We start from the raw sequence: 23,144 nt of genomic DNA on the forward strand, positions 1-23,144 counted from the left end.
TTTTGAAAGTTGTTACAATTCTAGTGACAAATGATATAATCTTTCCAGTATTTTGTAAAGAAAAAATTATGAATGGGGCTGACAAAATGAAAGTCGCATGTATTCAAATGGACATTGTCTTTGGAGATGTAGAAAAAAATATTGAGAATGCTAAAAATAAAATAAGCGAAGCGATGAAGGAAAGACCAGATGTTATTGTCTTACCAGAACTATGGACAACAGGATATGATTTAACGAGACTTTCTGAAATTGCAGATAGGGATGGATTGGAAACGAAAGAAAAGCTGAAAGAATGGTCGAAACAATATGGTGTACATATTGTCGGTGGTTCTATTGCGAAGCAAACAGAGCAAGGTGTTACAAATACAATGTATGTGGTAAACAAGGAAGGAGAACTAGTCAAAGAATATAGTAAAGTGCATTTATTTCAGCTTATGGATGAACATAAATATTTAATAGCTGGAAATAGTACAGGTGAATTTAAGCTAGATGATGTAGAGTGCGCCGGCACAATTTGTTATGACATTCGTTTTCCAGAATGGATGCGCGTTCATACTGCGAAAGGTGCAAAAGTTTTATTTGTTGTAGCAGAATGGCCATTAGTTCGTTTAGCACATTGGCGTTTGCTATTACAAGCAAGAGCGGTTGAAAATCAATGTTATGTTGTTGCATGTAATAGGGCAGGAAAGGATCCGAATAATGAGTTTGCCGGTCATTCTTTAATTGTCGATCCTTGGGGCGAAGTTGTTGTAGAAGCGAATGAAGAAGAATCAATTTTATTTGGAGAGCTTCATTTTGAAAAAATTAAAGAAGTACGAAAAGGAATTCCAGTTTTTGCAGATCGTCGTCCAGAATTATACAAATAAAATGTTGACAAGTGATTTTTATTCTTGGTATAGTCTTCAACATAAAGTTAAAAATTCAAAAAAAATATACAACTCTTATCAAGAGCAGGTGGAGGGATTTGGCCCGATGAAGCCCAGCAACCGACCGTAATACCATTGTGAAATGGGGCGTTTATTTACGCCAAAAGGCACGGTGCTAATTCCAGCAGAAAGTTTACTTTCTGGCAGATAAGAGGGGAGAAGATAAACTTCAAACCTCTTTCTTAGTGGAAAGAGGTTTTTCTACGTCAGAAAAACCTCTGAATTAAAAAAGGGGGAGAAGACGATGGGATATTATTCATTAACTGAAACGACAGCTATACAATATGCGAAAGAACATGGTTATTTTGAAAAGAAAGCAAATGTAGTTTGTCATGAAATTGGAGATGGAAATTTAAATTACGTGTTCAAATTAGGTGATGGAGAGAAGTCTATTATAATAAAACAAGCATTGCCATATGCGAAAGTAGTTGGTGAGAGCTGGCCATTATCTATAAAAAGAGCGACGATTGAAAGTAAAGCATTACAAATTTTTGCGAAGTATGTGCCGGAATACGTGCCGGTAGTGTACAGTCATGATGAAGAGTTAGCGGTAACAGTAATAGAAGACTTATCAAGGCTAACAATTGCTAGAAAAGGACTAATAGATGGAGAAGAGTACCCACTTTTATCCCAACATATTGGTCGTTTTCTAGCACATGTGTTGTTTTATACTTCAGACTTCGGGTTAGAGTCGGAAGAGAAAAGGGTACTAGAAGGTACATTTGTAAACCCAGACCTTTGCAAAATCACAGAAGATTTAGTGTTTACAGATCCATTTGGTCATTACGATACGAATGATTATGAGCCAGAGTTACAACTAGTGGTGGATGAACTGTGGAGTGACAAAACTTTGAAATTAAAAGTAGCGCAGTATAAATATAAGTTCTTAACGAGAAAAGAAGCGCTTATTCATGGTGATTTACATACTGGTAGTATTTTTTCATCACCTGCTGAAACGAAAGTGATTGATCCAGAATTTGCAACATATGGCCCATTTGGATTTGATCTTGGTCAATTTATTGCAAATTTATTATTAAATGCGTTATCACGGGAAGAGGAAAAAAGAAATGTGCTATTTTTCCATATTGAGAAAACATGGAGCTATTTTGTAGAAGCTTTTACGAAGTTATGGATTGGAGAAGGTGTAGAAGCATATACGAAAGAGAAACAATGGTTGCCGATTATTTTGCAAAATATTTTTACGGATGCCGTTGGATTTGCTGGATGTGAGCTTATCCGTAGAACAATTGGTTTAGCGCATGTAGCTGATTTAGATGGAATAGCAAATAAAGAAACGAGAATTCAAGCGAAGAAACAAGCACTATCCTTAGGGAAAGAACTAATAAAATATGAATCTAAGAGTGCTGATATTCAACTGTTTCGAACATTATTTCAACAGACAGTTTCTGGAGGGATAAAAGCATGAGTACAATTGTTACTGTTCCAAGATCTGTCAGTTGGAAAGGTGATGCCATTGCAGTATTGAATCAAACAAAGTTGCCGCATAGTACAGAATACAAAACATTAACGACGATTGAAGAGGTATGGAAAAGTATTGTCATGCTAGAAGTAAGAGGAGCACCTGCAATTGGAATTGTAGCTGCATTTGGTTTGGCGCTTGCATGCAAAAAATATACTACTTTACATATTGAAGAATTTCAAAAGAAGTTTAATAGAGATTGTAATTATTTAGGAACATCACGCCCGACAGCAGTCAATTTATTTTGGGCAATCGATCGTATGAGAGAATCGATTCGGGAAATTACTACAATAAAAGAAGCACAAAAAAAATTAGAAGAAGAAGCGCTTCTCATTCAGCAAGAAGATGAAGCAGTATGTCGGAGTATTGGAGAACATGGATTAACATGCTTTAAAGACGGTGATAACATTTTAACAATTTGTAACGCTGGAAGTATTGCAACTGCTAGATATGGTACTGCATTAGCACCGTTTTATATTGGGAAAGAGAAGGGCTTACATTTACATGCATACGCGTGTGAAACGAGACCGGTTTTACAAGGCGGGCGTTTAACGACTTGGGAATTGAAACAGGCAAATATTGATGTAACACTTATTACAGATAATACGGCAGCGCATGCTATTCAAACGAAGGAAATAAACGCGATTATAGTAGGAGCGGACCGAATTGTCTCAAATGGAGATACTGCAAATAAAATCGGAACAATGAATTTAGCAATATTAGCAAAGTATTTCGATATCCCGTTCTATGTTGCAGCTCCGTTATCGACATTTGATATTACGAAACAAACAGGTGCTGAAATTGTTATTGAAGAAAGAGACGAAACAGAAGTTACGAAAATTTTTGGGAAACAAGTGGCGCCAATTGGAACTGATGTTTATAATCCTGCATTTGACGTAACACCAAATGAATTAATTACAGGTATTATTACTGAAAAAGGCATTATACGTGGAGATTATAAACGGGAAATTGCATCATTATTCGAAAAACAAGCTAATACATAATAGCTTGTTTTTTTATGCCTAAATGTATGTCTCACTCTTATTTATATAATGAAAGGAGGAGAGAAAGATGGAAGAGTGGATCAAGATGGTAGGTAATGTAGGGTTTCCGATTGTTGTAACATTATATTTACTCCACCGCATTGAAAGTAAATTAGATGGCGTAATTGTTGCAATCGAGAAACTCCCTAAACAATTACTAAAGTAGAAAGGTCCTCGTGATAAAAAATAAAGTTTGCTCTTCGTGAGCAAACTTTATTTTTTATTGAGCAGTATAGCCACCATCGATAACGACAGCTTGACCAGTTATACCTTTCGCTTTTTCGCTCGCTAAAAACATAGCATAATCCGCAATTTCTTGTACTTGTAATAAGCGTTTTTGTGGTACAAGTGGATAAATCACATCTTCTAAAACATTTTCAAGTGGTACATTTCGTGTAGTAGCTAAATCTTGTAGTTGATTACGTACGAGAGGGGTATCAACATAACCAGGACAAAGCGCATTAACGGTAATTCCGTGAGTAGCGCCTTCTAAAGCAGCTACTTTTGTTAATCCAATTACGCCATGTTTCGCGCTATTATAGGCAGCTTTTCCAGCGAATCCAACGAGGCCATTAATGGAAGCTACATTAATAATTCGACCATATTTTTGCTTTTTCATAATTGGGAAGGCATGCTTAATTGCGATAAAAGAGGCGATTTGCATAATTTTAATAAGTAATTCGAACTTTTCGGTTGGAAAATCTTCAATTGGTGAAACGTGTTGCATTCCCGCGTTGTTAATTAATATATGTAATGAACCGAAATGAGTAACTGTTTGAGAAATCGCTGCTGTAATTTCTTCTTCAGATGTAACATCACATTTTAAACCGATAGCTTGATAGCCTTCTTTTTGTAATTGTTCAGCAGCTTCTTTTGCACGTTCTTCAAGACGATCGGTAATAACAACTTTTGCACCTTCTTTTGCAAAAGCGTTTCCCATTTCATAACCAATACCACTTGCAGCACCTGTTAAAAAAACAACTCGATTTGTAACCATGATGAAAACATCCCTTCGTAATAAAGTTCTCATATTGCTCTATTTAGAGAGTGGTTAATAAAATTCCTGCAAAGATTTGGAAAAATATTATTAGCTATCTTGTTTTGCAAAATAGTCTCTGCTATACTATTTTGTAAAGCAAGATACTTACGCTTATCTATCTTGTAAAACAAGATAGTGGGAGGATTTGAATTATGTCGACAAGTCAAATGCTGAAAGGGATTTTAGAAGGATGCTTACTTGCTATCATTTCTGAAGGTGAAATATACGGTTATGAAATGAGTGAAAAGCTAGCGAAGTATGGCTTTACAATGGCGAGTGAGGGAAGTATTTATCCGTTATTAATACGAATGCAAAAGGAAGGATTAATAACAAGTGTAATGAAGGAATCTCCATCTGGCCCGAAGCGAAAATATTATACATTAACAGAAAAAGGCGAGGAAGCGCTTCATGAATTTATGGATCGCTGGGAAGCAATGCAAAGTAGTGTAGAGCGTCTACTTGAGGGGAAGGGGAGAAAAAAGTAATGCTATCAAGTGAAGCACGAAATTTTTTATTAGAAATGAGATTATTTTTAGCGGCAAAGAGTGTGAAAGAAAGCGATATTGAAAATTTTATAGAAGATGCGGAACTCCATTTAATTGAGGGTGAGAGTGATGGGAAAAGTGTAGAAGATATTTTCGGAAGCTCACCGAAAGAATATGCAAATGAACTTGTAAAAGTAATGGAAAGAGATAGACAGGAAACGTGGAAGCAAATTGGTTTTACGGTAATGAATATCGTATCGTTTTGGATTATTGCTTCTATCCTAATAGTGAATAATGGAATGTTACAGATTTCACTTATTCAGTGCGTTGGGTATAGTTTGTCATTGATTTTAGTTGTTATGGGTCCTAATGTTGTACTTCGTAAAATGACATTCGTAACAAGTTTTACAAAAACGTGGTTTTCTATGTGGTTTTTAGTTATGATAGCGCCAATGTTTTTAATGGGGGCTGTTACGATATTAGATGTGATCTATCCTACCAAAATGTTTACATTCACCGAAACGCAAAGTTATATATTAGCTGGAGCTATTTTTATTATCACAGTAGCGATAAATATATATTTTGAAGGATGGTTTAAAAACTTATATTTAATCATTCCACTTTCAATTATGTTACTGTTTAAAACATTTACATCAGAAGATCTCGTGCCAATGTTATTTCAAATTATATGTTTATACGGAAGTTTGTTTATTTTAATTTTCCTTGAAATTATGATGAAGACGAATAGAAGAGAGACGGTTAAATGAGGGAGGGGTTATCATGCAGATTTCTAAAGAAGGAGAAAAGTTTTTAATTGATACGAAAGTGTATTTAATAACAAAAGGAATGAAAGAAGAAGATGTGGACGCTTTTCTAGAAGATGCAGAACTCCATTTAATAGAAGGCGAGAAAGAGGGAAAGACGGTAAGTGATATATTTGGTGAGTCACCAAAAGAATATGCGGAAGAATTAGCGAAAGAGATGGAAAAGGATAAAGGCGGGAGTATAAAGAGTATTCTTGCGATGATAATTGGTATTGGCGGATATTGGATATTAACTCATATTTTATTTAATAATCAAAATCAGCAATTTACACTAACGAATATACAGTTAATTGGCTATCCTATCGTCTTAATCATTGCGATTATTGGAACCATTGTTGCGTTTAGAATGTCTTCTTTTAAAAATAAATTTGTAGAGTTCGGGATTATTTACATAATAGTAATGGTGCCCATTTTATTATTAGTATTATTGATGTTTGTTGATAAATGGTACGGGACACCTATTTTGCAATTGTCGACAATGCAAACATATATATTAGCAGCAAGTATCTTTTTATTACTTTTCGTTGGAGAAGTGTATGTCCTTGGTTGGATGGGTGTTTTGGTGCTAATTGTTCCTTTGGCGATTATGTTTATATTTAAAGGATTAGAAGAAAAAAATGTGTTTTGGGGAATTACAAAGATATTACTTATGTATGGAAGTATATATGGATTAATGAGATGGTCTTTAAAAATTGAAGAGAGAAAAAGTGTAAACTAGTAGTTCAAAAAAAGTGGCTGCTCTGGATATACAAAAAATATTTCCAAAGAAATATTATATAAGGATTTTTAGAGGGATGCAGTTTAGGTGTATAGTGTATCCTTTACAGCCGGAAATGGGGTTGTTGATTAAATAAGTTGTTTTAAACAGTAACAGGACGTTACTGTTTTTTTCTTTGCAATAAAGAGCTTTGTAAAGAGAGCTCTTTTTGTTCGTTTGTTAATAAGGAATGAATATGGACGTTTTCAGGGCGCGGGACTATCGGATACATAAGATTTGTTGGAGAAGGATGGTGCTCCGAGCCAGTTGGGGAATGAGGATCTGCGTGAGTAAGTTTTCCGTGAACACGTCTTGTAAATAAAATATGACCGATTTCGTGAGCGAGCGTATATATATTTTTCATAGGAGCAGCTGAATTTGTTAAAACGATATAACCAGTAAGTTGCTGTTGCTTTGCTAAAGAGTAAGCGCAGGCAATTACTGCTGTTTCTTTGAAATAATCACTACCAATATAACAAATGTAAAGGTCGCATTCAGGAGCTTCATTTACACACGTTTGGAAAAAGGATGCTAATTTTTCCTGACTTTGAATAGAATTTTTATAACTAATTTCACGGTCAGAAAAACGGAAAAGTTCATTTAAAACAATTATTTCTTGAATTTGAAATGTAATCGGGTGCCAGATTGACTCTGCAACTGCTAAATCTTTTGCGATACGGTCATCAGAAATATTGGCGCCTGGAGTAATGCAAATACATATATTGACGTATGGATCCATAAGGAACACCTCAACTGAAAAAATTCTTCCTATAATATATGTTGAGAAAAGACCCTATGTATGGATAAAAGCCTTGTTTATTACAAGTCGAAAAAATTTCATAGTTCTATAACGTAGTGTGATCATCTTTTTGATATAGTAAAGAAAAGGGGGAGAATATATGTATACATTAAAAATCGTTTCAGACAGAGAAGCTCTTTATCAATTTGCAAGTTATGTAAGAGTTGTGCAAGGGGTTGAAGATGTATATGTAGAGGTGGGAGAACCTTTATATGAACATCCGTTGATGAAGTTTTTTGTACATATTACGCTGGAAGAAACATATGAGCAACATAAAGCGTTACAAGAAATAGCAAGATTAGTAGAATTAGGACGTTTTACATACGTCCATTATCGTAATGATGAAATTGAAGAAGCTTTTGAAGCTGTAAAATATGAAAGTTTTAAGAAATAAGGATGAAAAAAGGAAGCGAAAGCTTCCTTTTTTTTCTTGGAAATTACATCAACAAAAGGAGAAAAATTTTGTTATGATAAGGGAGGGTGAGGAAAGGAGAGTTTACATATTGGGGTATATTGAAGAGTTACGCAAAGTCGTTGGGACAAGGCCACTTATTCTCGTTGGGTCAGCAATAATTATATTAAATGATAATCAAGAAGTATTGCTTCAATATCGTTCAGATACATATGATTGGGGTGTACCTGGCGGCGCGATGGAACTAGGAGAAACGACGGAAGAAACTGCTCGCCGAGAATTATTCGAGGAGACGGGATTAACGGCAAAAATTATGCAATTTCTTGGTGTCTTATCAGGAAAGGAAGTATATTTCCGTTATCCTAATGGAGATGAAATTTTTAATGTTATTCATCTGTATCAGGGGCATCATGTGAGTGGAGAATTAAGTCTCGATCATGAAGGGTTGAAACTTCAATATTTTCCGGTAGATAAGTTACCGAAATTGAATGAAACGACAGAGAAAATTTTACAAAAATTTTTATACGCATTAACAGAATAGAAGGTTAATTCCTTCTATTTTTATTATATTAAATATTTTGATTTTTTAGTATGTTTATAGTATGATAGATGTAGACATACATCTTATGGAATTTCACCTAAAAACTTACTAGGGTACATAAGAGAGGGGCAAGTGCAAAATGCATAATGTTGTTATTACAGCTGCAGTTCGTTCGCCAATTGGAACTTTTGGGGGAGCGCTAAAAAATGTAACGCCAGTAGAATTAGCTGTTCCTGTACTTCAGGAAGCTGTAAAACGAGGCGGGGTAGAACCACACGAAGTTGATGAAGTAATTTTAGGTCATTGTATTCAAAGAACTGATGAAGCAAATACTGCAAGAACAGCTGCATTAGCGGCAGGATTTCCTGATACAGTTACGGGTTATACAATCCAACGCCAATGTTCTTCAGGTATGCAAGCAATTATGTCAGCTGCAATGCAAATTCAATTAGGTGTAAGTGATGTTGTAATTGCAGGTGGAGTAGAAGCAATGAGTTCAAGCCCTTATGCATTAAAACAGCACCGCTGGGGACAACGTCTACAGCACGGAGAAATTCGTGATACGGTGTGGGAAGTACTAGAAGATCCGATTCACCATATTATGATGGGTGAAACAGCTGAAAATCTAGTTGACCAATATGAAATTACAAGAGAGGAACAAGATGAAGTTGCTCTTCGCAGTCATACATTGGCACTGCAAGCAATCGAGTCTGGATACTTTGACGATCAAATTGTTCCTATTACGATAAAAGAACGTAGAAAAGAAATAGTATTTTCAAAGGATGAACATCCACGTGCTGATATTACAGCAGAAAAATTAGCAGGATTAAAACCAGCTTTCCGTAAAGATGGATCAGTAACGGCAGGGAATGCATCTGGCCTGAATGACGGAAGTGCGGTTCTAGTATTAATGAGCGAAGAAAAAGCGAAAGAAAAAGGCTTACAACCGTTAGCTAGAATTGTTGGATATTCAGTAGCTGGAGTAGATCCAAAAATTATGGGTATTGGACCAGCACCAGCAATTCGTAAAGGGTTAGAAAAAGTAGATTGGTCATTAGAAGATGCTGATTTACTGGAAATTAATGAAGCTTTCGCTGCACAATATCTAGCTGTAGAGAAAGAATTAGGTCTAGATCGTGAAAAAGTGAATGTAAACGGTAGTGGTGTAGGTCTTGGACATCCAATCGGTTGTACAGGAGCTCGTATTACGGTAAGTTTAATTCATGAATTGAAGAGACGCGGGTTAGAAAAAGGAATTGCCTCTCTATGCGTCGGCGGCGGTATTGGGGTAGCATTATTTATAGAAGCACTATAAAAAAAGAAGCAGCAATCGCTGCTTCTTTTTTTTAAGAATCAAATAGATGATGAAATAATCGATCACGATTTTCAAAGAAAAGTTTCGTTGTTTGGTAATGCTCGGTTTCTTCTAGTGTGGATTTGTGAATCCCTTCTTGTGTTAAAGAGTATATAGTGGATTCAGGGTAAGCCATTAAAATAGGAGAATGCGTCGCGATAACAAATTGTGAACCTTGTTCCGCTAGTTCGTGCATTCGAATGAGCATGGAAAGTTGTCTCATTGGTGATAGTGCTGCCTCAGGCTCATCTAAAATGTATAAACCTTGTCCTGAAAAACGGTTCATAAATAATGAAAAGAATGATTCACCGTGTGATTGTTTGTGTAGTGAGATACCACCATATGAGTCAATAACTGGATTCCCACGTGCTTCTAAATCGGCATCTATTTCATCAATATAAGAAGCAACGTTATAAAATGATTCAGCGCGAAGAAAGAAACCGTCGCTTGGTGTATTGAAACTTTTGGAAATTCGAAGGTATTCATGTAAAGATGAATGTGAATCGTTTGTGCTAAAGCGGAAATTCTTCGTTCCACCTTCTGCATTAAATCCTAAAGCGATAGCAATTGCTTCGAGTAATGTTGATTTACCGGTTCCGTTTTCTCCAATAATAAATGTTACATTTGGATGAAAAGCTAGTGATTGTAATGTTCGGATAGCGGGTAAACAGTAAGGATATGCGGAAAAACTAGGGATATTTTCTTTTTTTAATGTAACATTTTTTAAAAAAGGTACGTCAATCAATATATAAACCTCAATTCATAACGGATTTTGATTCTAAAAAAGCAGCAAATACAAGGGTAAGACAACTTGCAAATAGTATTGTATATTGAAGTGCGCCAAAGCCAAGGCCTTCCCAGCCGAAAGCTATTCTCTTCCATATGAAAATAAAAAGAACGCTTATAAAACCAACGAGAGCAGGCATATATTTTATAATTTTGTAGTGCTTCCATAGATAGAAGCCAATGTATGTAGTTAAAAAAAAGATAAACAGAACAAGAAAAAAGACAGGTGTTAATGACACGTGAATCCCTCCTTATTTTCTGAATATTTCATGTGGATTATATCATTTAAACTACCATATTCCAATGTGAAAATAAATGTTGCATCAAGATTAATTCTCTCGTTATGATAGATGTTATTCTATTGAAAATATGAAAAGGAGTCAAAACATGCCGTTTACATTTGCGCATCCAGCAGCTATCCTTCCTTTTACTAAGAGAAATTCTAGTTATATTTCAGTAACGGCTCTTATATTAGGGAGTATGGCGCCTGATTTTGAATATTTTTTACACTTTAGACCGTATGGTGTTATTGGGCATACATGGCTTGGATTCTTATATTTAAATTTACCACTTGTATTTCTGTTAGCATATATGTATCATTACATTTTAAAAAAGCCATTTATAACATATTTACCTAAACCATTTGCTGGCTACTATACATATGTAGTAGATGAGAGGTGGGGGCTTCATACATGGAAGGATTTCTTTGTATTTTGCTATTCTGCTTTATTTGGTATGCTCACGCATGTCGTTTGGGATGCATTTACTCATAATACAGGATATTTTGTTACGAAAATACCATTTTTACAAAGAGAATTACATAGTATTCCAGTGTATAAATATATGCAGCACGGGAGTACATGTGTTGGTTTATTATTACTATTATACGTACTATGGAAGTATAAAGATGAAACAGGGAAAGATATTATGATAGCTTCAGAAAAAGGGAAGTATTGGGTTTCGGCAATAATTGTGGCAGCTCTTATATTTATCGTTCACGCGTTCGCAGATCCCTATTTTCATATTTTCCAAATAGGAGGTATAATAGTATCTGGACTGACAAGTTCGTTTTGTGGACTTCTCATTGTTTCTATAGTTTACAAAGCAAGGGACTAATTTATATTAATGAATGATAGTGTTAGGAGAAATTATATGATGAAAGCATGGAAAAGTATTTTTGTTTTATGTAGTTTTCTTCTTATGTTAAGTGGTTGCTTCCATCAAGAAGAAAAGAAAGTTGAACCGAAGAAGAAAGAATCTATTCCTGAAACAAAAGAATATGGCGGGCGTGAGCTGAAAAAAGTAGGACAAAAAGTGAAAGAAACAGGTTGGGGTACTTTTAAGTTAGAACAGATTCAGTCTGTGAACCAAACATTTGAAGTAGCACCAATGAAAATTCACGTACAAGATGTAAAAGTAATTTCTTTATCGCAGATGAGTAAAGATGCAAAAAACACATTAAAAGTATATACGGCATTAACTCCTGAAGAAGTAAAGCGTAGATTAGGAGATAAAGTCAGTCAAGAAGATGCGGAGTTATATGCATCGATAAGTGGTACAGAGATTAGTGATACGATTCGTTACGTTGAAATTACATATAAGGTGGAAAATAGCGGGAATAAAAATATGCAATTTTTCTCTATGAATGATGTTACGATTAATGATAAACAAAATTTTAAAGTAGCAACTCAAAACTTTTTATATGATGAAGATACGCTCGTTGGTACAAAAAATGTATCAAGGGAAGACTATAAGCCTGGTGAAACAAGAGATGGTATTATCGGCTTAATACTTGATGATGGAAAAGAAAAGGTAAAAGATATTAAGTTTACAACAGATAATGTAGTCGCAGCAGATGCAGAAACGCAAGATGTTGTAAAAGAGCCACAAACTTTTAATATCTCACTTTCTGAGTAGGATGTTTTTAAAAACATGTAAGAAAAAACAGTCAGCGCTTAAAATATTATGCTGACTGTTTTTTCTGTTCTTTTATGTATGAATCTACACTTTGAAAAGGTACCTTAATTTTAAACGCATCTTTTTGTTCATTAAATTGTTTTTCATTATAAGGGCCAAAACGTTTATTATGCTTTACGTCAATAATCCAATAATGCTCACTTTTTTTATTTGCAATTGCTGCGTCAGGGTTATTCGGATCTGACTTTTCCTCAGTTTGTTTTGCGATAATGTATTTATCATCCCAAGCTATGTCTGTAATTTTTGCAGGGATGTATTGTGTGGCATACACAGCATCTTGCGAAGGAAAAAGCTCAAATGCATTTCCAGAAGTACGTATAAGTTCGTATTCATCGTTAATCGTATACGTTATATGATTTGTATTTCCAGCACAACCGGCTAATAGGAATGCGACGAATAGGATTATCCATTTTTTCAATATGGGAACCTCCTTTACAATGCTGTTGTAACACATTGTACAAGAAAAGTAAGAGAAACGCTAGTTTACAATGTTTTTTAGAAGTGGTACGATGAGACGGGTAAAGAAGGATATGAAGGAGTCGAAATAAAAATGAAGTTAAAGATGCATCGTCCAGCGCTTGTAATGAATCGCATAGGTGCTTCCCTAATTGACATGTTTTTAATCTCGGTTATGTACGGTGCAGTAGTAGCTGTTATGACTGGAAATTATAGTGCTATTTTTGATCGCTTTAATATTAGTTTTGGTGATTATAGATATGATCTCGCAGTAGTTTTTATATTAATGGCGATATATTTTATTTTAGTACCATTTATTTGGAACGGTGTAACACTTGGTAAAAAGGTAACAAGAATAAAATTAATTTCATTGAAGAGTGAAAAGTTAACAGTACAAACATTAACGATACGATTTTTTGTATTGTTATTACCGAACATATTACTACTTGGAATTCCGATATTATGTAACGTATATATGATGTTATTCCGCAAAGATAATTGTGGTTTTCAGGATTTAATTACAAAAACGAAAGTAATAAGTCTGGTATAAAAAAAGAGCTTTTTATGTATATCATAAAAAGCTCTTTTTTTAGAAATAATAGATTGAAAATTAAGAAAATGTTATAATAATTAAAATAATATCTTTATATAATAAGGGGGAAATTGAAATGACTGGAGGTAGTGTAATCTTTTGGGGGATTTTAATTTTCATCGGTTTAGTTTTTGATCAGCGTAATAGTAAGAAAAAAGAAGGAGTAGAAAAGTAACCGTTTACAAATAAATAAGCAACTTTTCTTGCTTGCAGACTAATCTCATAAAGGAGTATACTGAATGACGGTAAGACTTATAGAAGGGGTAATGAAAATGAAGCTTGCAGGAAAAGTTGCTATCGTAACTGGCGGTGGCATCGGTATTGGACGTAATACAGCTCTTTTGTTGGCTAAACAAGGCGCAAAAGTAATTGTGACGGACATTGATCAAGAAAGTGGACAAGCAACAGTGGAGGAAATTACGAATCTAGGCGGAGAAGCACTTTTTGTATCCTATGATATGGAAAAGCAAGGTGATTGGCAACGCGTAATCAGCATTACTTTGAATGCATTCAGTCGCATCGATATGCTTTTTCAAAATGCCGGTTTATATAAAATAGATTCTATTTTTTCACGCCAACAAGAGAACGATTCCAATGTACTTTGTATTAATGACGTTTGGATAGAGATAAAACAATTAACGTCATCTTTTATGAAACAGCAAGAAGAAGTGGTGCTGAGTGACTTACCGATTTTCGGTATTATTGGCACGAAAGGACAATCATTTCATACAGTAGAAGCCCTCGTATAATAATGAAAACCGCCCTCAAAATATGTGGACGGTTTTTTTGTATGTGATATAGGAAAAATTATTTTTTAACGAATACGTTGTTCAGTTTGACTATCAAAGAAATGCGCTTTATTCATATCAAATGCTAGTTTGATTTGATCTCCGGGTGAAAATGTATGTCTTGCATCAACACGTGCTGCAAAATCTTGATTTCCAAGTTTCATATATAAAATAGATTCAGCACCTAGTAATTCAGCAACTTCGATTTTTGTTGTGAAGGCAGTAGATTGTGAAGCTTCTAAAAATAATAGTTCATCATGCATGTCCTCAGGGCGAATACCTAAAACAATTTCCTTATTTACATAGCCTTGTTCACGTAAAATCTTCATTTTTCCTTCAGTTACTTTAATTTTTGTTGCATTGTCTATAACGAAATCGGTTTCAGTTAATTTACCACGGAAGAAATTCATCGCTGGAGAGCCAATAAATCCACCAACGAAAATGTTTTCAGGTGTTTCATATACTTCTTTTGGAGTTCCGATTTGTTGAATCTTTCCGTCTTTCATAACAACGAGACGTGAAGCCATTGTCATTGCTTCTGTTTGATCATGTGTTACGTAAATTGTTGTTGTTCCAAGACGATGGTGTAATTTAGAAATTTCTGAGCGCATTGCAACACGCAATTTAGCGTCTAAGTTAGATAAAGGCTCATCCATTAAGAACACTTTCGCGTCTCGAACAATTGCTCTACCTAACGCAACACGTTGACGTTGTCCACCGGATAATGCTTTCGGCTTTCTATCTAAATATTGTTCCAGTCCTAAAATTTTTGCTGCATCTTTCACACGACGATCGATTTCATCTTTTGGTATTTTTCTAAGTTTTAATCCAAATGCCATATTATCGTACACACTCATATGTGGATATAAAGCATAGTTTTGGAATACCATTGCGATATCGCGATCTTTTGGAGGGACATCATTCATTAGCTTACCATCAATTGAAAACTCTCCTTTTGAAATATCTTCAAGTCCAGCCACCATTCGTAATGTTGTAGATTTTCCGCATCCAGAAGGACCGACAAATACGATAAACTCTTTATCTTGAATGTGTAAATTGAAGTCTGTTACAGCTGTTACGTTATTATCATATATTTTATAAATGTTTTCTAATTTCAGTTCTGCCATGGTATTTCCTCCTAGAAATAATTATGCAAACGTTTTCTTTGAGTTCATTATAAACTAATAGATTCAAAAAATAAACAAAAAAATAAAACGTTTTCATACATGAGAGGAATATTAGTAATTTTCGTATGTTTTCTTAGAAAAATAAGAATAAAAGTTGTAAGCGCTATTTTAAATTAAGATAGAATCTGTTATCATTCATTAATGAAAACGTTTGCGCCTTAAAAAAGAGAAAATCGAATTATTAATGAAATGGGGTAGCATAATGGAAAAACAGTGGTGGAAAGAAAGTGTAGTATATCAAATTTATCCTCGTAGCTTTATGGATAGTAACGGTGATGGTATTGGGGATCTTCGTGGTATTATTTCAAAGCTAGATTACTTAAAAGAATTAGGGATTGATGTAATCTGGCTATCGCCAGTCTATGAATCTCCAAATGACGATAATGGTTATGATATAAGTGATTATTGTAAAATTATGAATGAGTTCGGAACAATGGAAGATTGGGATGAGCTATTACATGAAATGCATGAACGTAATATGAAACTTATGATGGACTTAGTTGTTAATCATACTTCTGATGAACATAATTGGTTTATTGAGTCACGTAAATCAAAAGATAATAAATATAGAGATTACTATATGTGGCGTCCTGGAAAAGAAGGAAAAGAGCCGAATAACTGGGGAGCAGCTTTTAGTGGATCAGCATGGCAGTATGATGAAATGACAGATGAATATTATTTACATCTGTTTTCTAAAAAACAGCCAGATTTAAATTGGGATAATGAAAAGGTAAGACAAGATGTTTATGAAATGATGAAGTTTTGGTTAGAAAAAGGAATTGATGGCTTCCGTATGGATGTTATTAATTTTATTTCTAAAGAAAAGGGATTACCAACTGTTGAAACAGAAGAAGAGGGATATGTTTCAGGTCATAAGCATTTTATGAACGGTCCAAACATTCATAAATATTTACATGAAATGAATGAAGAAGTATTGTCTCATTATGATATTATGACGGTTGGTGAAATGCCTGGTGTAACGACAGAAGAAGCGAAATTGTATACTGGGGAAGAACGAAAAGAACTTCAGATGGTATTCCAATTTGAACATATGGATTTAGACTCAGGAGAAGGCGGAAAATGGGATGTAAAACCATGTTCACTCCTTACTTTAAAAGAGAATTTAACGAAGTGGCAAAAAGCGTTAGAGCATACGGGCTGGAATAGTCTGTATTGGAATAACCATGATCAGCCACGTGTTGTATCTCGTTTTGGTAATGATGAAACGTATCGCATTGAATCTGCGAAAATGTTAGCGACGGTGCTTCATATGATGAAAGGGACACCGTATATTTATCAAGGGGAAGAAATCGGAATGACGAACGTTCGATTTGAATCGATTGATGAATATCGAGATATTGAAACATTAAATATGTATAAGGAAAAAGTTATCGAGCGCGGTGAAGATATAGAGAAAGTGATGCAGTCTATCTATATAAAAGGGCGAGATAATGCTAGAACACCGATGCAGTGGGATGATGAAGATCATGCTGGATTCACAATAGGTGAGCCTTGGATTACGGTAAATCCTAACTATAAAGAAATCAATGTGAAACAAGCGATCCAAAATAAAGATTCAATTTTTTATTACTATAAAAAATTAATTGAGTTACGTAAAAATAATGAGATTATTGTGTATGGATCATATGATTTAATATTAGAGAATAATCCTTCTATTTTTGCATACGTAAGAACATATGGAGAAGAAAAACTTCTTGTTATTGCAAACTTTACTGCGGAAGAATGTGTATTCGAATTGCCAGAGGACATTAGTTATAGTGAAGCAGAGCTATTCATACACAATTATGACGCCGCTAAGAATGGACCGATAGAAAGTATGCCATTACGTCCGTATGAAGCAATGGTATTCAAATTGAAATAAGAAAAATCCTTATACCACTTCGGTATAAGGATTTTTTGATTACCATTTTAATATGGAGAATCCATATGGAGGAAGTGTAACTTGTAATACACTTGCTTCCGCTGAAAATTCTTCGTTAGTATAAATATTAATGATTTTCTTTCCAGTAACATGGAGAGGGAGTGAAGCTGTAATGTCACTATTAGTCGGATTTAAAACGAAAAAGATCGTTTCATCTTCATACGTTTTCGTATAAGTAATATAATTATGTTCATCATTTGCTTCAATGAATTGGAAAGTACCATGTCCTCCAAATGCTTTATACTGCTTTCTTAATGAAATTAACGTTTGTACATGTGTAAATAATAGATGATCTTGTTCTTTCGTATCCCAAACCATACATTTGCGGCAAGCTGGGTCCATACCACCGTCCATACCAATTTCGTCTCCATAATAAATACAAGGGGAGCCGATGAAAGAAAGGTGGAATACATAAAGTAACTTTAATTTATTTTTATCTCCGTTGCATGTTGTCAATATTCTTGGTGTATCATGGCTGTCTAATAAATGAAATGCTGCTTCATTTACATTCATAGAGTAGGAATGTAGAGATTCTGTAATTTGTTTCATAAATTCATTTGCCTTAATGGAATCGTTAGCAAAGTAAGACAGTAGAGCATTTGTAACAGGATAGCTCATTACAGCATCAAATTGATCTCCTTGTAACCATGGTAGTGCATCGTGCCAAATTTCTCCTAAAATATATACTTCAGGATTTAATGCCTTTATCTCGCTTCGGAATTCTCTCCAAAAGCTATGATCGACTTCATTTGCTACATCAAGGCGCCAACCGTCTATATTGAATTCTCTTACCCAATAACGCCCTACTTCAAGTAAGTACTCTTTTACATCTGGATGTGCTGTATTTAATTTAGGCATATACGGTGTAAACGCGAAAGTATCATAATTTGGAAGTGGCTCAGTTCGAATTGGGAACTCATGAATATGGAACCATTCTTTATATGCTGAATGCTCACCATTTTCTAGGACGTCTTGAAATTTATCAAAAAAGTATCCGCTATGATTAAATACGGCATCAAGCATTACTTTTATACCGTGTGTATGACATGCCTGAACGAGTTCTTTGAACGTTTCTTTCGTACCAAATTGCGGATCGATTTCCATGTAGTCAATTGTGTCATATTTATGGTTGGAATGTGCTTTGAAAATAGGGGTGAAATAAATTCCCGAAATTCCAAGCTTCACAAGGTAATCAAGATTTTGAATAACACCAGCAAAATCTCCCCCAAAGAAATTAGTTGGAGTTGGCTCAGCGCTGCCCCAAGGAAGGGTGTTTTCTGGATTTAGTGCACGATCTCCATTAGCGAACCGTTCCGGGAAAATTTGATACCAAACGGTGTCTTTAATCCAGGAAGGTGCTTTGAATACATCATTTGCATGAATAAATGGGAAACAGAAAAAGTTACCAACGTCATCATTTGGAATGCTGGAAAAAAATCCTCGTTCTGCATAAATAAGCGTTTCTGTCTCCGCTTTTAATTCAAATCCGTAACGTAAGCGCTTAAATTTTGGTTCAATGGAAATGGACCAAAAATCAAATAATGCAGTTGAACCAGTTTTTTTCATCAGTGTACTTGATGTAACCCATTTCCCATCTTTCCAATCATAAGGATCACCATAAATAAGAGTGGCGCTTTGTACATCGTCTCTTTTCGTACGTATTCGGATGTGAATCGTTTTTTCATCGTAAGCGTATGCATAATTATCTTTTGGCCTATGATAAATGGCTTCTTTAAGCATATAGAAAATCCCCCTTTAATATCTCCATGCGTATTGTTCCCATAAGTATAATAATAAAGCATATGTTGCAAACGATTGCTTTTTGCATAGCTTTAATATTGCTTATAAGAGTAGTATTCATTTCATATAAAGTCAATGTATAAAGAGTATAGTAATAATATTTTAAAATTAATATTTGCAAAATGAATAAAAGAATGTATAATGATAGACAAATAGCGCAAACGTTTTCATAGATTGAGATATTGTTTGCGCTTCTATTAAACCATACAATGCAAACGTTTTCAATTAGTAAGGTACATATACAATTTAGGGAGGTTTTTGGGATGAAGAAAGCATTATCATTATTAACGGTTTCAGCATTATCAATTGGTATGTTATCTGCATGTGGACCGAAAGATTCAGGGACAAAAGAAGAAAGTAAAGCAAAGAAAGATTACGATCTTCTCGTTTGGGAAGATGATAAAAAAGGTGTTGGTTTAGAACCAGCAGTGAAAAGCTTTGAGGAAAAATATAAAGTAAAAGTAAAAGTTGTTGAAATGCAAATGACAGATCAAGTGAAGAAGTTACGTCTTGATGGACCAGCGGGGACGGGACCAGATGTTGTAACATTGCCGCATGATCAAATCGGAAACGCAGTAACAGAAGGTTTACTTTCTGAAGTGAAAGCTGACGATGCTATAAAGAGTAAATTTACTGAGTCATCAATACAAGCACAGACATATAACGGAAAACTATACGGTTTACCAAAAGCAATTGAGACACCAATCTTTATTTACAATAAAAAATTAATGCCAAAAGCACCAGAAACGATGGACGAGCTGTTTAACTTCTCAAAAGAATTTACGAAAGATGGCAAGTACGGATTCTTAACATTAGGAGATAACTTCTACTTTGCTAATGCATTCATGGCAGGTATGGGTGGTTATGTGTTTGGTGAAAAAGATGGAAAGCCAAATGCGAGTGACGTTGGATTAAATAATAGCGGAGCAGTACAAGGTGCTGAATATCTTCAAAAATGGTACAAAGAAAAGTTATTCCCGAAAGGTATTATCGGTGAATCTGGTGGACCTGCTGCTGATGGACTATTTAACGAAGGAAAAGCAGCATCTATCATGAATGGTCCATGGGCGTTCCAAGCAATGGAAAAGAACGGAATTGATTATGGCGTTGCTCCAATGCCAAAATTACCAAACGGTCAACCAATGAAAACATTTGTTGGGGTTAAAGGATGGCATGTAACAAGTTTCTCTAAACAAAATGATTTAGCTACAAAATTCACTGAATGGGTAACAAATGAAGAAAACGCAAAAATTCGATTTGAGAAAACAAAAGAAATTCCTCCAGTAAAAGCGGTAATGGAAGATCCAATCATTAAAGATAATGAAGCTGCAAAAGCAGTTGCAACGCAATCTGAAAATGGAATTCCAATGCCAAACATTCCAGAAATGCAAGAAGTATGGAAACCAGCTGGAGATGCGCTTCAATTAGTTGTTACGGAAAAAGAGGCACCAAAAGCAGCACTTGATAATGCAGTGAAGCAAATTAAAGGTAATATTGAGGCAAATCATAGTAAGAAAAAATAAGGTGAAATTCGTGCCTCTCATATGAGGGGCACGAATTCTCTCCCAGAAAAAAGGGGGAAGGAACATGCAAACATCTATGGAACCAGCAAACGGTTTAAACGGTTCAAAGCATAGGAAAATGGCAACCATGTTATCTATCATTCCAGGCGTGGGTCAAATGTATAATAAGCAATTTGTAAAAGGTCTTATTTTTCTAGTATTAACAGGTTCATTTATTGTAGCCTTTGCTGATTTATTAAATATGGGATTATGGGGAATTGTAACGCTTGGTACAGAAGTGCCACGTGACCACTCTGTCTTTCTATTAGTAGAAGGAATCTTGGCACTCATTGTCATCGTGTTTGGACTCGGAATATATGCATTTAATTTATATGATGCATACCAAAACGGGAAGAAACGTGATATAGGAACACCTTTAAACTCTGTAAAAGAGCAATACCGTAATTTACTAGATCAAGGTTTTCCATATTTAATGGTTTCACCAGGTTTTCTATTACTTATCTTTGTAGTTGTATTTCCAATCATCTTCGTAATTTTAATTGGATTTACAAACTATGATTTATATCATTCTCCTCCAGCTAAATTAGTAGATTGGGTAGGATTTAAAAACTTTATTGATATCTTTACATTACCGATGTGGAGAGAGACATTTTTAAGTGTATTTTCTTGGACTGTTATTTGGACATTCGTTGCAACGACATTACAAGTTGCGCTTGGTATTTTCTTAGCGATTATCGTAAATCAGCCTGGTATTAAAGGGAAGGCAATTATTCGAACAATCTTCATTTTACCGTGGGCGGTCCCAGCATTCGTATCTATTCTTGTTTTCTCTGGTATGTTTAATGAAACATTTGGAGCAATTAACAATCAAGTATTAGCTTTATTCGGAATTGAAAAGATTGCTTGGATGACAGATCCATTTTGGGCGAAGATTGCTTTAATTATGATTCAAACGTGGCTTGGATTCCCGTTCGTTTTTGCAATGACAACAGGTATACTGCAATCGATTCCAGGAGAATTATACGAAGCAGCTACAGTAGATGGAGCTACAGCTTGGCAACAATTTCGTAAAATTACATTGCCACTTGTTTTATATGCAACAGCACCAATATTAATTACGCAATATACGTTTAACTTTAATAACTTTAGTATCATCTATCTATTTAACGGCGGAGGTCCTGCTGTAGCTGGACAAGACGCGGGTGGAACAGATATTTTAATTTCATGGATTTATAAGTTAACGATGACTTCGGCGCAGTACGGGAAAGCAGCAGCTCTTACAATGATCTTATCGTTAATCGTTATTACTGTTGCGTTATGGCAATTTAAGAGAACAAAATCATTCCAAGAAGAGGATATGATGTAAATGAATATTAAAAGACAAAAGATGTTACGTCTCTCATTAAGTTATCTCGTTATTTTCGTAATGTGTGCCATCATTTTCTATCCATTATTATGGATTATTGGCTCATCGTTTAATCCGGGTGATAGTTTATCTGGATCAAGTATTATTCCACAAAATGCAACGTTAGATCATTATCGTAAGTTATTAGATTTAGAGAATAGTAATTATTTACTATGGTATAAAAACACATTAAAAGTAAGTGTTTTAACGATGATTTTCTCAGTGTTAGCAATTAGTTTTACTGCTTATGCATTTTCGAGATATCGTTTTGTTGGAAGAAAAAATGGTTTATTAACATTTTTAATTCTGCAAATGATTCCAAACTTTGCAGCGTTAATCGCTCTATACGTATTAGCACAGTTAACAGGATTAATTGATACGCACCTTGCATTAATTTTAATTTATGTCGGCGGGGCAATCCCAATGAATACATGGCTTATGAAAGGGTATTTTGATACGATTCCGAAAGAATTGGATGAGTCAGCTCGTATGGATGGAGCAGGACATTTCCGTATTTTTTGGCAAATTATTATGCCACTTGCAAAGCCAATTGTAGCAGTTGTAGCGTTATTCACTTTCATCGGTCCATTTACAGATTTCATTTTAGCGAGTATTATTTTGCGCACACCAGAAAATTATACGTTAGCAGTTGGGTTATATGAAATGGTAGCGAAGAAATTTGGTAATGAATTTACAACGTTTGCAGCGGGTTCAGTATTGATTGCAATCCCAATTTCAATTTTATTCCTATCACTACAAAAATACTTTATCTCTGGTTTAACTGCTGGAGGTACGAAAGGATGAAAAATGGGACATTACGTCCCATTTTTCTTTTCATCTCCCTATAAAAATTTTTATAGGGAGATGAAAAGAGATTTGACATCACATATGAAAAGAAGTGAAATAAATAGTATATTATAGTATAGGAAAAAAGAGCTATATCCCTTACAATACATGGAGAGGGAGAATATGATAGGTTTTGCAAGATAGAATCAATGAAAGTTTATGACTTCTCCTATTACTTGCAA

The 23,144-nt window shown here is 34.8% G+C and carries 26 protein-coding genes and 1 riboswitch; of the genes, 19 read left to right on the forward strand and 7 right to left on the reverse strand.

Annotation, left to right across the window (positions count from 1 at the left end; all coding sequences use genetic code 11):
* The first annotated feature begins 2 nt into the window (after positions 1–2).
* The 4 genes from FS742_RS13445 (at position 3) to FS742_RS13460 (ending at position 3,615) form a co-directional block, all read left to right on the forward strand.
* Positions 3–866 carry a carbon-nitrogen family hydrolase gene (locus FS742_RS13445; RefSeq protein ID WP_144612929.1) on the forward strand — a complete coding sequence of 288 codons (864 nt, stop codon included), beginning with the start codon at positions 3–5 and terminating at the stop codon, positions 864–866.
* Between the two features lie 72 nt (positions 867–938).
* Positions 939–1,080: riboswitch (SAM riboswitch) on the forward strand.
* A 90-nt stretch (positions 1,081–1,170) separates the two neighbouring features.
* Complete coding sequence (mtnK, locus tag FS742_RS13450; RefSeq protein ID WP_144612848.1) at positions 1,171–2,352, forward strand: S-methyl-5-thioribose kinase; 1,182 nt, start codon at positions 1,171–1,173, stop codon at positions 2,350–2,352.
* Positions 2,349–3,410, forward strand: coding sequence for an S-methyl-5-thioribose-1-phosphate isomerase (gene mtnA, locus FS742_RS13455; protein WP_144612850.1), 1,062 nt, complete (start codon positions 2,349–2,351; stop codon positions 3,408–3,410). Before mtnK ends, mtnA begins: the two co-directional genes overlap by 4 nt.
* Positions 3,411–3,477: 67 nt before the next feature.
* Positions 3,478–3,615: a YvrJ family protein gene (locus tag FS742_RS13460; protein WP_144612852.1), complete on the forward strand. Its 138-nt coding sequence runs from the start codon at positions 3,478–3,480 to the stop codon at positions 3,613–3,615.
* Between the two features lie 54 nt (positions 3,616–3,669).
* Here the strand turns inward: FS742_RS13460 and FS742_RS13465 are convergent, their stop codons facing one another.
* Positions 3,670–4,446 (reverse strand): 3-hydroxybutyrate dehydrogenase, encoded by a 777-nt coding sequence (locus tag FS742_RS13465; RefSeq protein ID WP_144612854.1) that lies wholly within the window; start codon positions 4,444–4,446, stop codon positions 3,670–3,672.
* Positions 4,447–4,640: 194 nt separating this feature from the next.
* Between FS742_RS13465 and FS742_RS13470 the strand changes: the two genes are divergently transcribed.
* Genes FS742_RS13470 through FS742_RS13480 form a run of 3 tightly spaced genes read left to right on the forward strand, consistent with a single transcriptional unit; the run spans position 4,641 to position 6,515 of the window.
* Positions 4,641–4,973, forward strand: a complete 333-nt coding sequence (locus FS742_RS13470; RefSeq protein ID WP_000107986.1) for a PadR family transcriptional regulator — start codon at positions 4,641–4,643, stop codon at positions 4,971–4,973.
* A complete protein-coding gene (locus FS742_RS13475; protein ID WP_144612856.1) occupies positions 4,973–5,740 on the forward strand; it encodes a DUF1129 domain-containing protein in 768 nt (255 codons plus the stop codon). Before FS742_RS13470 ends, FS742_RS13475 begins: the two co-directional genes overlap by 1 nt.
* Before the next feature lie 13 nt (positions 5,741–5,753).
* Positions 5,754–6,515 carry a DUF1129 domain-containing protein gene (locus FS742_RS13480; RefSeq protein ID WP_144612858.1) on the forward strand — a complete coding sequence of 254 codons (762 nt, stop codon included), beginning with the start codon at positions 5,754–5,756 and terminating at the stop codon, positions 6,513–6,515.
* Positions 6,516–6,675: 160 nt separating this feature from the next.
* Here the strand turns inward: FS742_RS13480 and FS742_RS13485 are convergent, their stop codons facing one another.
* A complete protein-coding gene (locus FS742_RS13485) occupies positions 6,676–7,293 on the reverse strand; it encodes an ImmA/IrrE family metallo-endopeptidase (RefSeq protein WP_144612860.1) in 618 nt (205 codons plus the stop codon).
* 160 nt (positions 7,294–7,453) lie between these two features.
* Here FS742_RS13485 and FS742_RS13490 point away from each other — a divergent pair, with 160 nt between their 5' ends.
* The 3 genes from FS742_RS13490 to FS742_RS13500 all read left to right on the forward strand — a co-directional run bounded on the left by FS742_RS13490 (position 7,454) and on the right by FS742_RS13500 (position 9,621).
* Positions 7,454–7,747 (forward strand): DUF3928 family protein, encoded by a 294-nt coding sequence (locus FS742_RS13490; protein WP_144612862.1) that lies wholly within the window; start codon positions 7,454–7,456, stop codon positions 7,745–7,747.
* A 109-nt stretch (positions 7,748–7,856) separates the two neighbouring features.
* Entirely contained in the window at positions 7,857–8,306 is a 450-nt protein-coding gene (locus FS742_RS13495) for an NUDIX hydrolase (protein ID WP_144612864.1), read from the forward strand.
* 139 nt (positions 8,307–8,445) lie between these two features.
* Positions 8,446–9,621 carry an acetyl-CoA C-acetyltransferase gene (locus tag FS742_RS13500; RefSeq protein WP_061680446.1) on the forward strand — a complete coding sequence of 392 codons (1,176 nt, stop codon included), beginning with the start codon at positions 8,446–8,448 and terminating at the stop codon, positions 9,619–9,621.
* Between the two features lie 31 nt (positions 9,622–9,652).
* On the opposite strand, the gene FS742_RS13505 is transcribed toward FS742_RS13500, so the two are convergent.
* Together FS742_RS13505 and FS742_RS13510 are read right to left on the reverse strand one after the other, a co-directional pair.
* Positions 9,653–10,405 carry an AAA family ATPase gene (locus tag FS742_RS13505; RefSeq protein WP_144612866.1) on the reverse strand — a complete coding sequence of 251 codons (753 nt, stop codon included), beginning with the start codon at positions 10,403–10,405 and terminating at the stop codon, positions 9,653–9,655.
* A gap of 10 nt (positions 10,406–10,415) precedes the next feature.
* Positions 10,416–10,685: a hypothetical protein gene (locus FS742_RS13510; protein ID WP_144612868.1), complete on the reverse strand. Its 270-nt coding sequence runs from the start codon at positions 10,683–10,685 to the stop codon at positions 10,416–10,418.
* A 148-nt stretch (positions 10,686–10,833) separates the two neighbouring features.
* On the opposite strand from FS742_RS13510, the gene FS742_RS13515 reads away from it, so the two are divergent.
* The gene (locus tag FS742_RS13515) at positions 10,834–11,562 is read left to right on the forward strand and encodes a DUF4184 family protein (RefSeq protein WP_144612870.1); all 729 of its coding nucleotides are present in this window, start codon (positions 10,834–10,836) and stop codon (positions 11,560–11,562) included.
* 36 nt (positions 11,563–11,598) lie between these two features.
* On the forward strand, positions 11,599–12,363 hold the full coding sequence (locus FS742_RS13520; RefSeq protein WP_144612872.1) for a hypothetical protein: 765 nt from the start codon (positions 11,599–11,601) through the stop codon (positions 12,361–12,363).
* Between the two features lie 46 nt (positions 12,364–12,409).
* Here the strand turns inward: FS742_RS13520 and FS742_RS13525 are convergent, their stop codons facing one another.
* Positions 12,410–12,841, reverse strand: coding sequence for a DUF3997 domain-containing protein (locus FS742_RS13525; RefSeq protein ID WP_144612874.1), 432 nt, complete (start codon positions 12,839–12,841; stop codon positions 12,410–12,412).
* A 132-nt stretch (positions 12,842–12,973) separates the two neighbouring features.
* Between FS742_RS13525 and FS742_RS13530 the strand changes: the two genes are divergently transcribed.
* From FS742_RS13530 to FS742_RS13540, 3 genes are all read left to right on the forward strand, one after another.
* The gene (locus tag FS742_RS13530) at positions 12,974–13,429 is read left to right on the forward strand and encodes an RDD family protein (RefSeq protein WP_144612875.1); all 456 of its coding nucleotides are present in this window, start codon (positions 12,974–12,976) and stop codon (positions 13,427–13,429) included.
* Positions 13,430–13,547: 118 nt separating this feature from the next.
* A complete protein-coding gene (locus tag FS742_RS13535) occupies positions 13,548–13,646 on the forward strand; it encodes a flagellar motor protein (RefSeq protein ID WP_144612877.1) in 99 nt (32 codons plus the stop codon).
* A gap of 64 nt (positions 13,647–13,710) precedes the next feature.
* On the forward strand, positions 13,711–14,220 hold the full coding sequence (locus tag FS742_RS13540) for an SDR family NAD(P)-dependent oxidoreductase (RefSeq protein WP_000218416.1): 510 nt from the start codon (positions 13,711–13,713) through the stop codon (positions 14,218–14,220).
* A 65-nt stretch (positions 14,221–14,285) separates the two neighbouring features.
* On the opposite strand, the gene FS742_RS13545 is transcribed toward FS742_RS13540, so the two are convergent.
* Entirely contained in the window at positions 14,286–15,386 is a 1,101-nt protein-coding gene (locus FS742_RS13545) for an ABC transporter ATP-binding protein (RefSeq protein WP_144612879.1), read from the reverse strand.
* Positions 15,387–15,648: 262 nt separating this feature from the next.
* On the opposite strand from FS742_RS13545, the gene malL reads away from it, so the two are divergent.
* Positions 15,649–17,328, forward strand: coding sequence for an oligo-1,6-glucosidase (gene malL, locus FS742_RS13550; protein ID WP_144612881.1), 1,680 nt, complete (start codon positions 15,649–15,651; stop codon positions 17,326–17,328).
* A gap of 39 nt (positions 17,329–17,367) precedes the next feature.
* Here malL and FS742_RS13555 read toward each other — a convergent pair whose 3' ends face one another.
* Positions 17,368–19,128 carry an alpha-glycosidase gene (locus FS742_RS13555; protein WP_144612883.1) on the reverse strand — a complete coding sequence of 587 codons (1,761 nt, stop codon included), beginning with the start codon at positions 19,126–19,128 and terminating at the stop codon, positions 17,368–17,370.
* Positions 19,129–19,451: 323 nt separating this feature from the next.
* Here FS742_RS13555 and FS742_RS13560 point away from each other — a divergent pair, with 323 nt between their 5' ends.
* The 3 genes from FS742_RS13560 to malD all read left to right on the forward strand — a co-directional run bounded on the left by FS742_RS13560 (position 19,452) and on the right by malD (position 22,920).
* Positions 19,452–20,711: an extracellular solute-binding protein gene (locus FS742_RS13560; protein WP_144612885.1), complete on the forward strand. Its 1,260-nt coding sequence runs from the start codon at positions 19,452–19,454 to the stop codon at positions 20,709–20,711.
* Between the two features lie 64 nt (positions 20,712–20,775).
* Entirely contained in the window at positions 20,776–22,077 is a 1,302-nt protein-coding gene (malC, locus tag FS742_RS13565; RefSeq protein WP_001194989.1) for a maltosaccharide ABC transporter permease MalC, read from the forward strand.
* Positions 22,078–22,920: a maltosaccharide ABC transporter permease MalD gene (gene malD / locus FS742_RS13570; protein WP_001022608.1), complete on the forward strand. Its 843-nt coding sequence runs from the start codon at positions 22,078–22,080 to the stop codon at positions 22,918–22,920.
* The last annotated feature ends 224 nt before the right edge of the window (positions 22,921–23,144 follow it).

The organism is Bacillus cereus (assembly GCF_007678085.1).
GTDB classification, from domain to species: domain Bacteria; phylum Bacillota; class Bacilli; order Bacillales; family Bacillaceae_G; genus Bacillus_A; species Bacillus_A cereus_BE.

Bases quoted from the DNA above. Each gene is read 5' to 3' on its own strand.
- FS742_RS13475 (WP_144612856.1), top strand. From the start codon at position 4,973: ATGCTATCAAGTGAAGCACGAAATTTTTTATTAGAAATGAGATTATTT.
- FS742_RS13515 (WP_144612870.1), top strand. From the start codon at position 10,834: ATGCCGTTTACATTTGCGCATCCAGCAGCTATCCTTCCTTTTACTAAG.
- FS742_RS13555 (WP_144612883.1), bottom strand. From the start codon at position 19,128: ATGCTTAAAGAAGCCATTTATCATAGGCCAAAAGATAATTATGCATAC.
- FS742_RS13485 (WP_144612860.1), bottom strand. From the start codon at position 7,293: ATGGATCCATACGTCAATATATGTATTTGCATTACTCCAGGCGCCAAT.
- FS742_RS13540 (WP_000218416.1), top strand. From the start codon at position 13,711: ATGACGGTAAGACTTATAGAAGGGGTAATGAAAATGAAGCTTGCAGGA.
- FS742_RS13530 (WP_144612875.1), top strand. From the start codon at position 12,974: ATGAAGTTAAAGATGCATCGTCCAGCGCTTGTAATGAATCGCATAGGT.
- FS742_RS13465 (WP_144612854.1), bottom strand. From the start codon at position 4,446: ATGGTTACAAATCGAGTTGTTTTTTTAACAGGTGCTGCAAGTGGTATT.
- FS742_RS13545 (WP_144612879.1), bottom strand. From the start codon at position 15,386: ATGGCAGAACTGAAATTAGAAAACATTTATAAAATATATGATAATAAC.
- mtnA (WP_144612850.1), top strand. From the start codon at position 2,349: ATGAGTACAATTGTTACTGTTCCAAGATCTGTCAGTTGGAAAGGTGAT.
- FS742_RS13470 (WP_000107986.1), top strand. From the start codon at position 4,641: ATGTCGACAAGTCAAATGCTGAAAGGGATTTTAGAAGGATGCTTACTT.
- FS742_RS13490 (WP_144612862.1), top strand. From the start codon at position 7,454: ATGTATACATTAAAAATCGTTTCAGACAGAGAAGCTCTTTATCAATTT.
- FS742_RS13520 (WP_144612872.1), top strand. From the start codon at position 11,599: ATGATGAAAGCATGGAAAAGTATTTTTGTTTTATGTAGTTTTCTTCTT.
- malD (WP_001022608.1), top strand. From the start codon at position 22,078: ATGAATATTAAAAGACAAAAGATGTTACGTCTCTCATTAAGTTATCTC.
- FS742_RS13480 (WP_144612858.1), top strand. From the start codon at position 5,754: ATGCAGATTTCTAAAGAAGGAGAAAAGTTTTTAATTGATACGAAAGTG.
- FS742_RS13560 (WP_144612885.1), top strand. From the start codon at position 19,452: ATGAAGAAAGCATTATCATTATTAACGGTTTCAGCATTATCAATTGGT.
- FS742_RS13460 (WP_144612852.1), top strand. From the start codon at position 3,478: ATGGAAGAGTGGATCAAGATGGTAGGTAATGTAGGGTTTCCGATTGTT.
- malL (WP_144612881.1), top strand. From the start codon at position 15,649: ATGGAAAAACAGTGGTGGAAAGAAAGTGTAGTATATCAAATTTATCCT.
- FS742_RS13500 (WP_061680446.1), top strand. From the start codon at position 8,446: ATGCATAATGTTGTTATTACAGCTGCAGTTCGTTCGCCAATTGGAACT.
- mtnK (WP_144612848.1), top strand. From the start codon at position 1,171: ATGGGATATTATTCATTAACTGAAACGACAGCTATACAATATGCGAAA.
- malC (WP_001194989.1), top strand. From the start codon at position 20,776: ATGCAAACATCTATGGAACCAGCAAACGGTTTAAACGGTTCAAAGCAT.
- FS742_RS13535 (WP_144612877.1), top strand. From the start codon at position 13,548: ATGACTGGAGGTAGTGTAATCTTTTGGGGGATTTTAATTTTCATCGGT.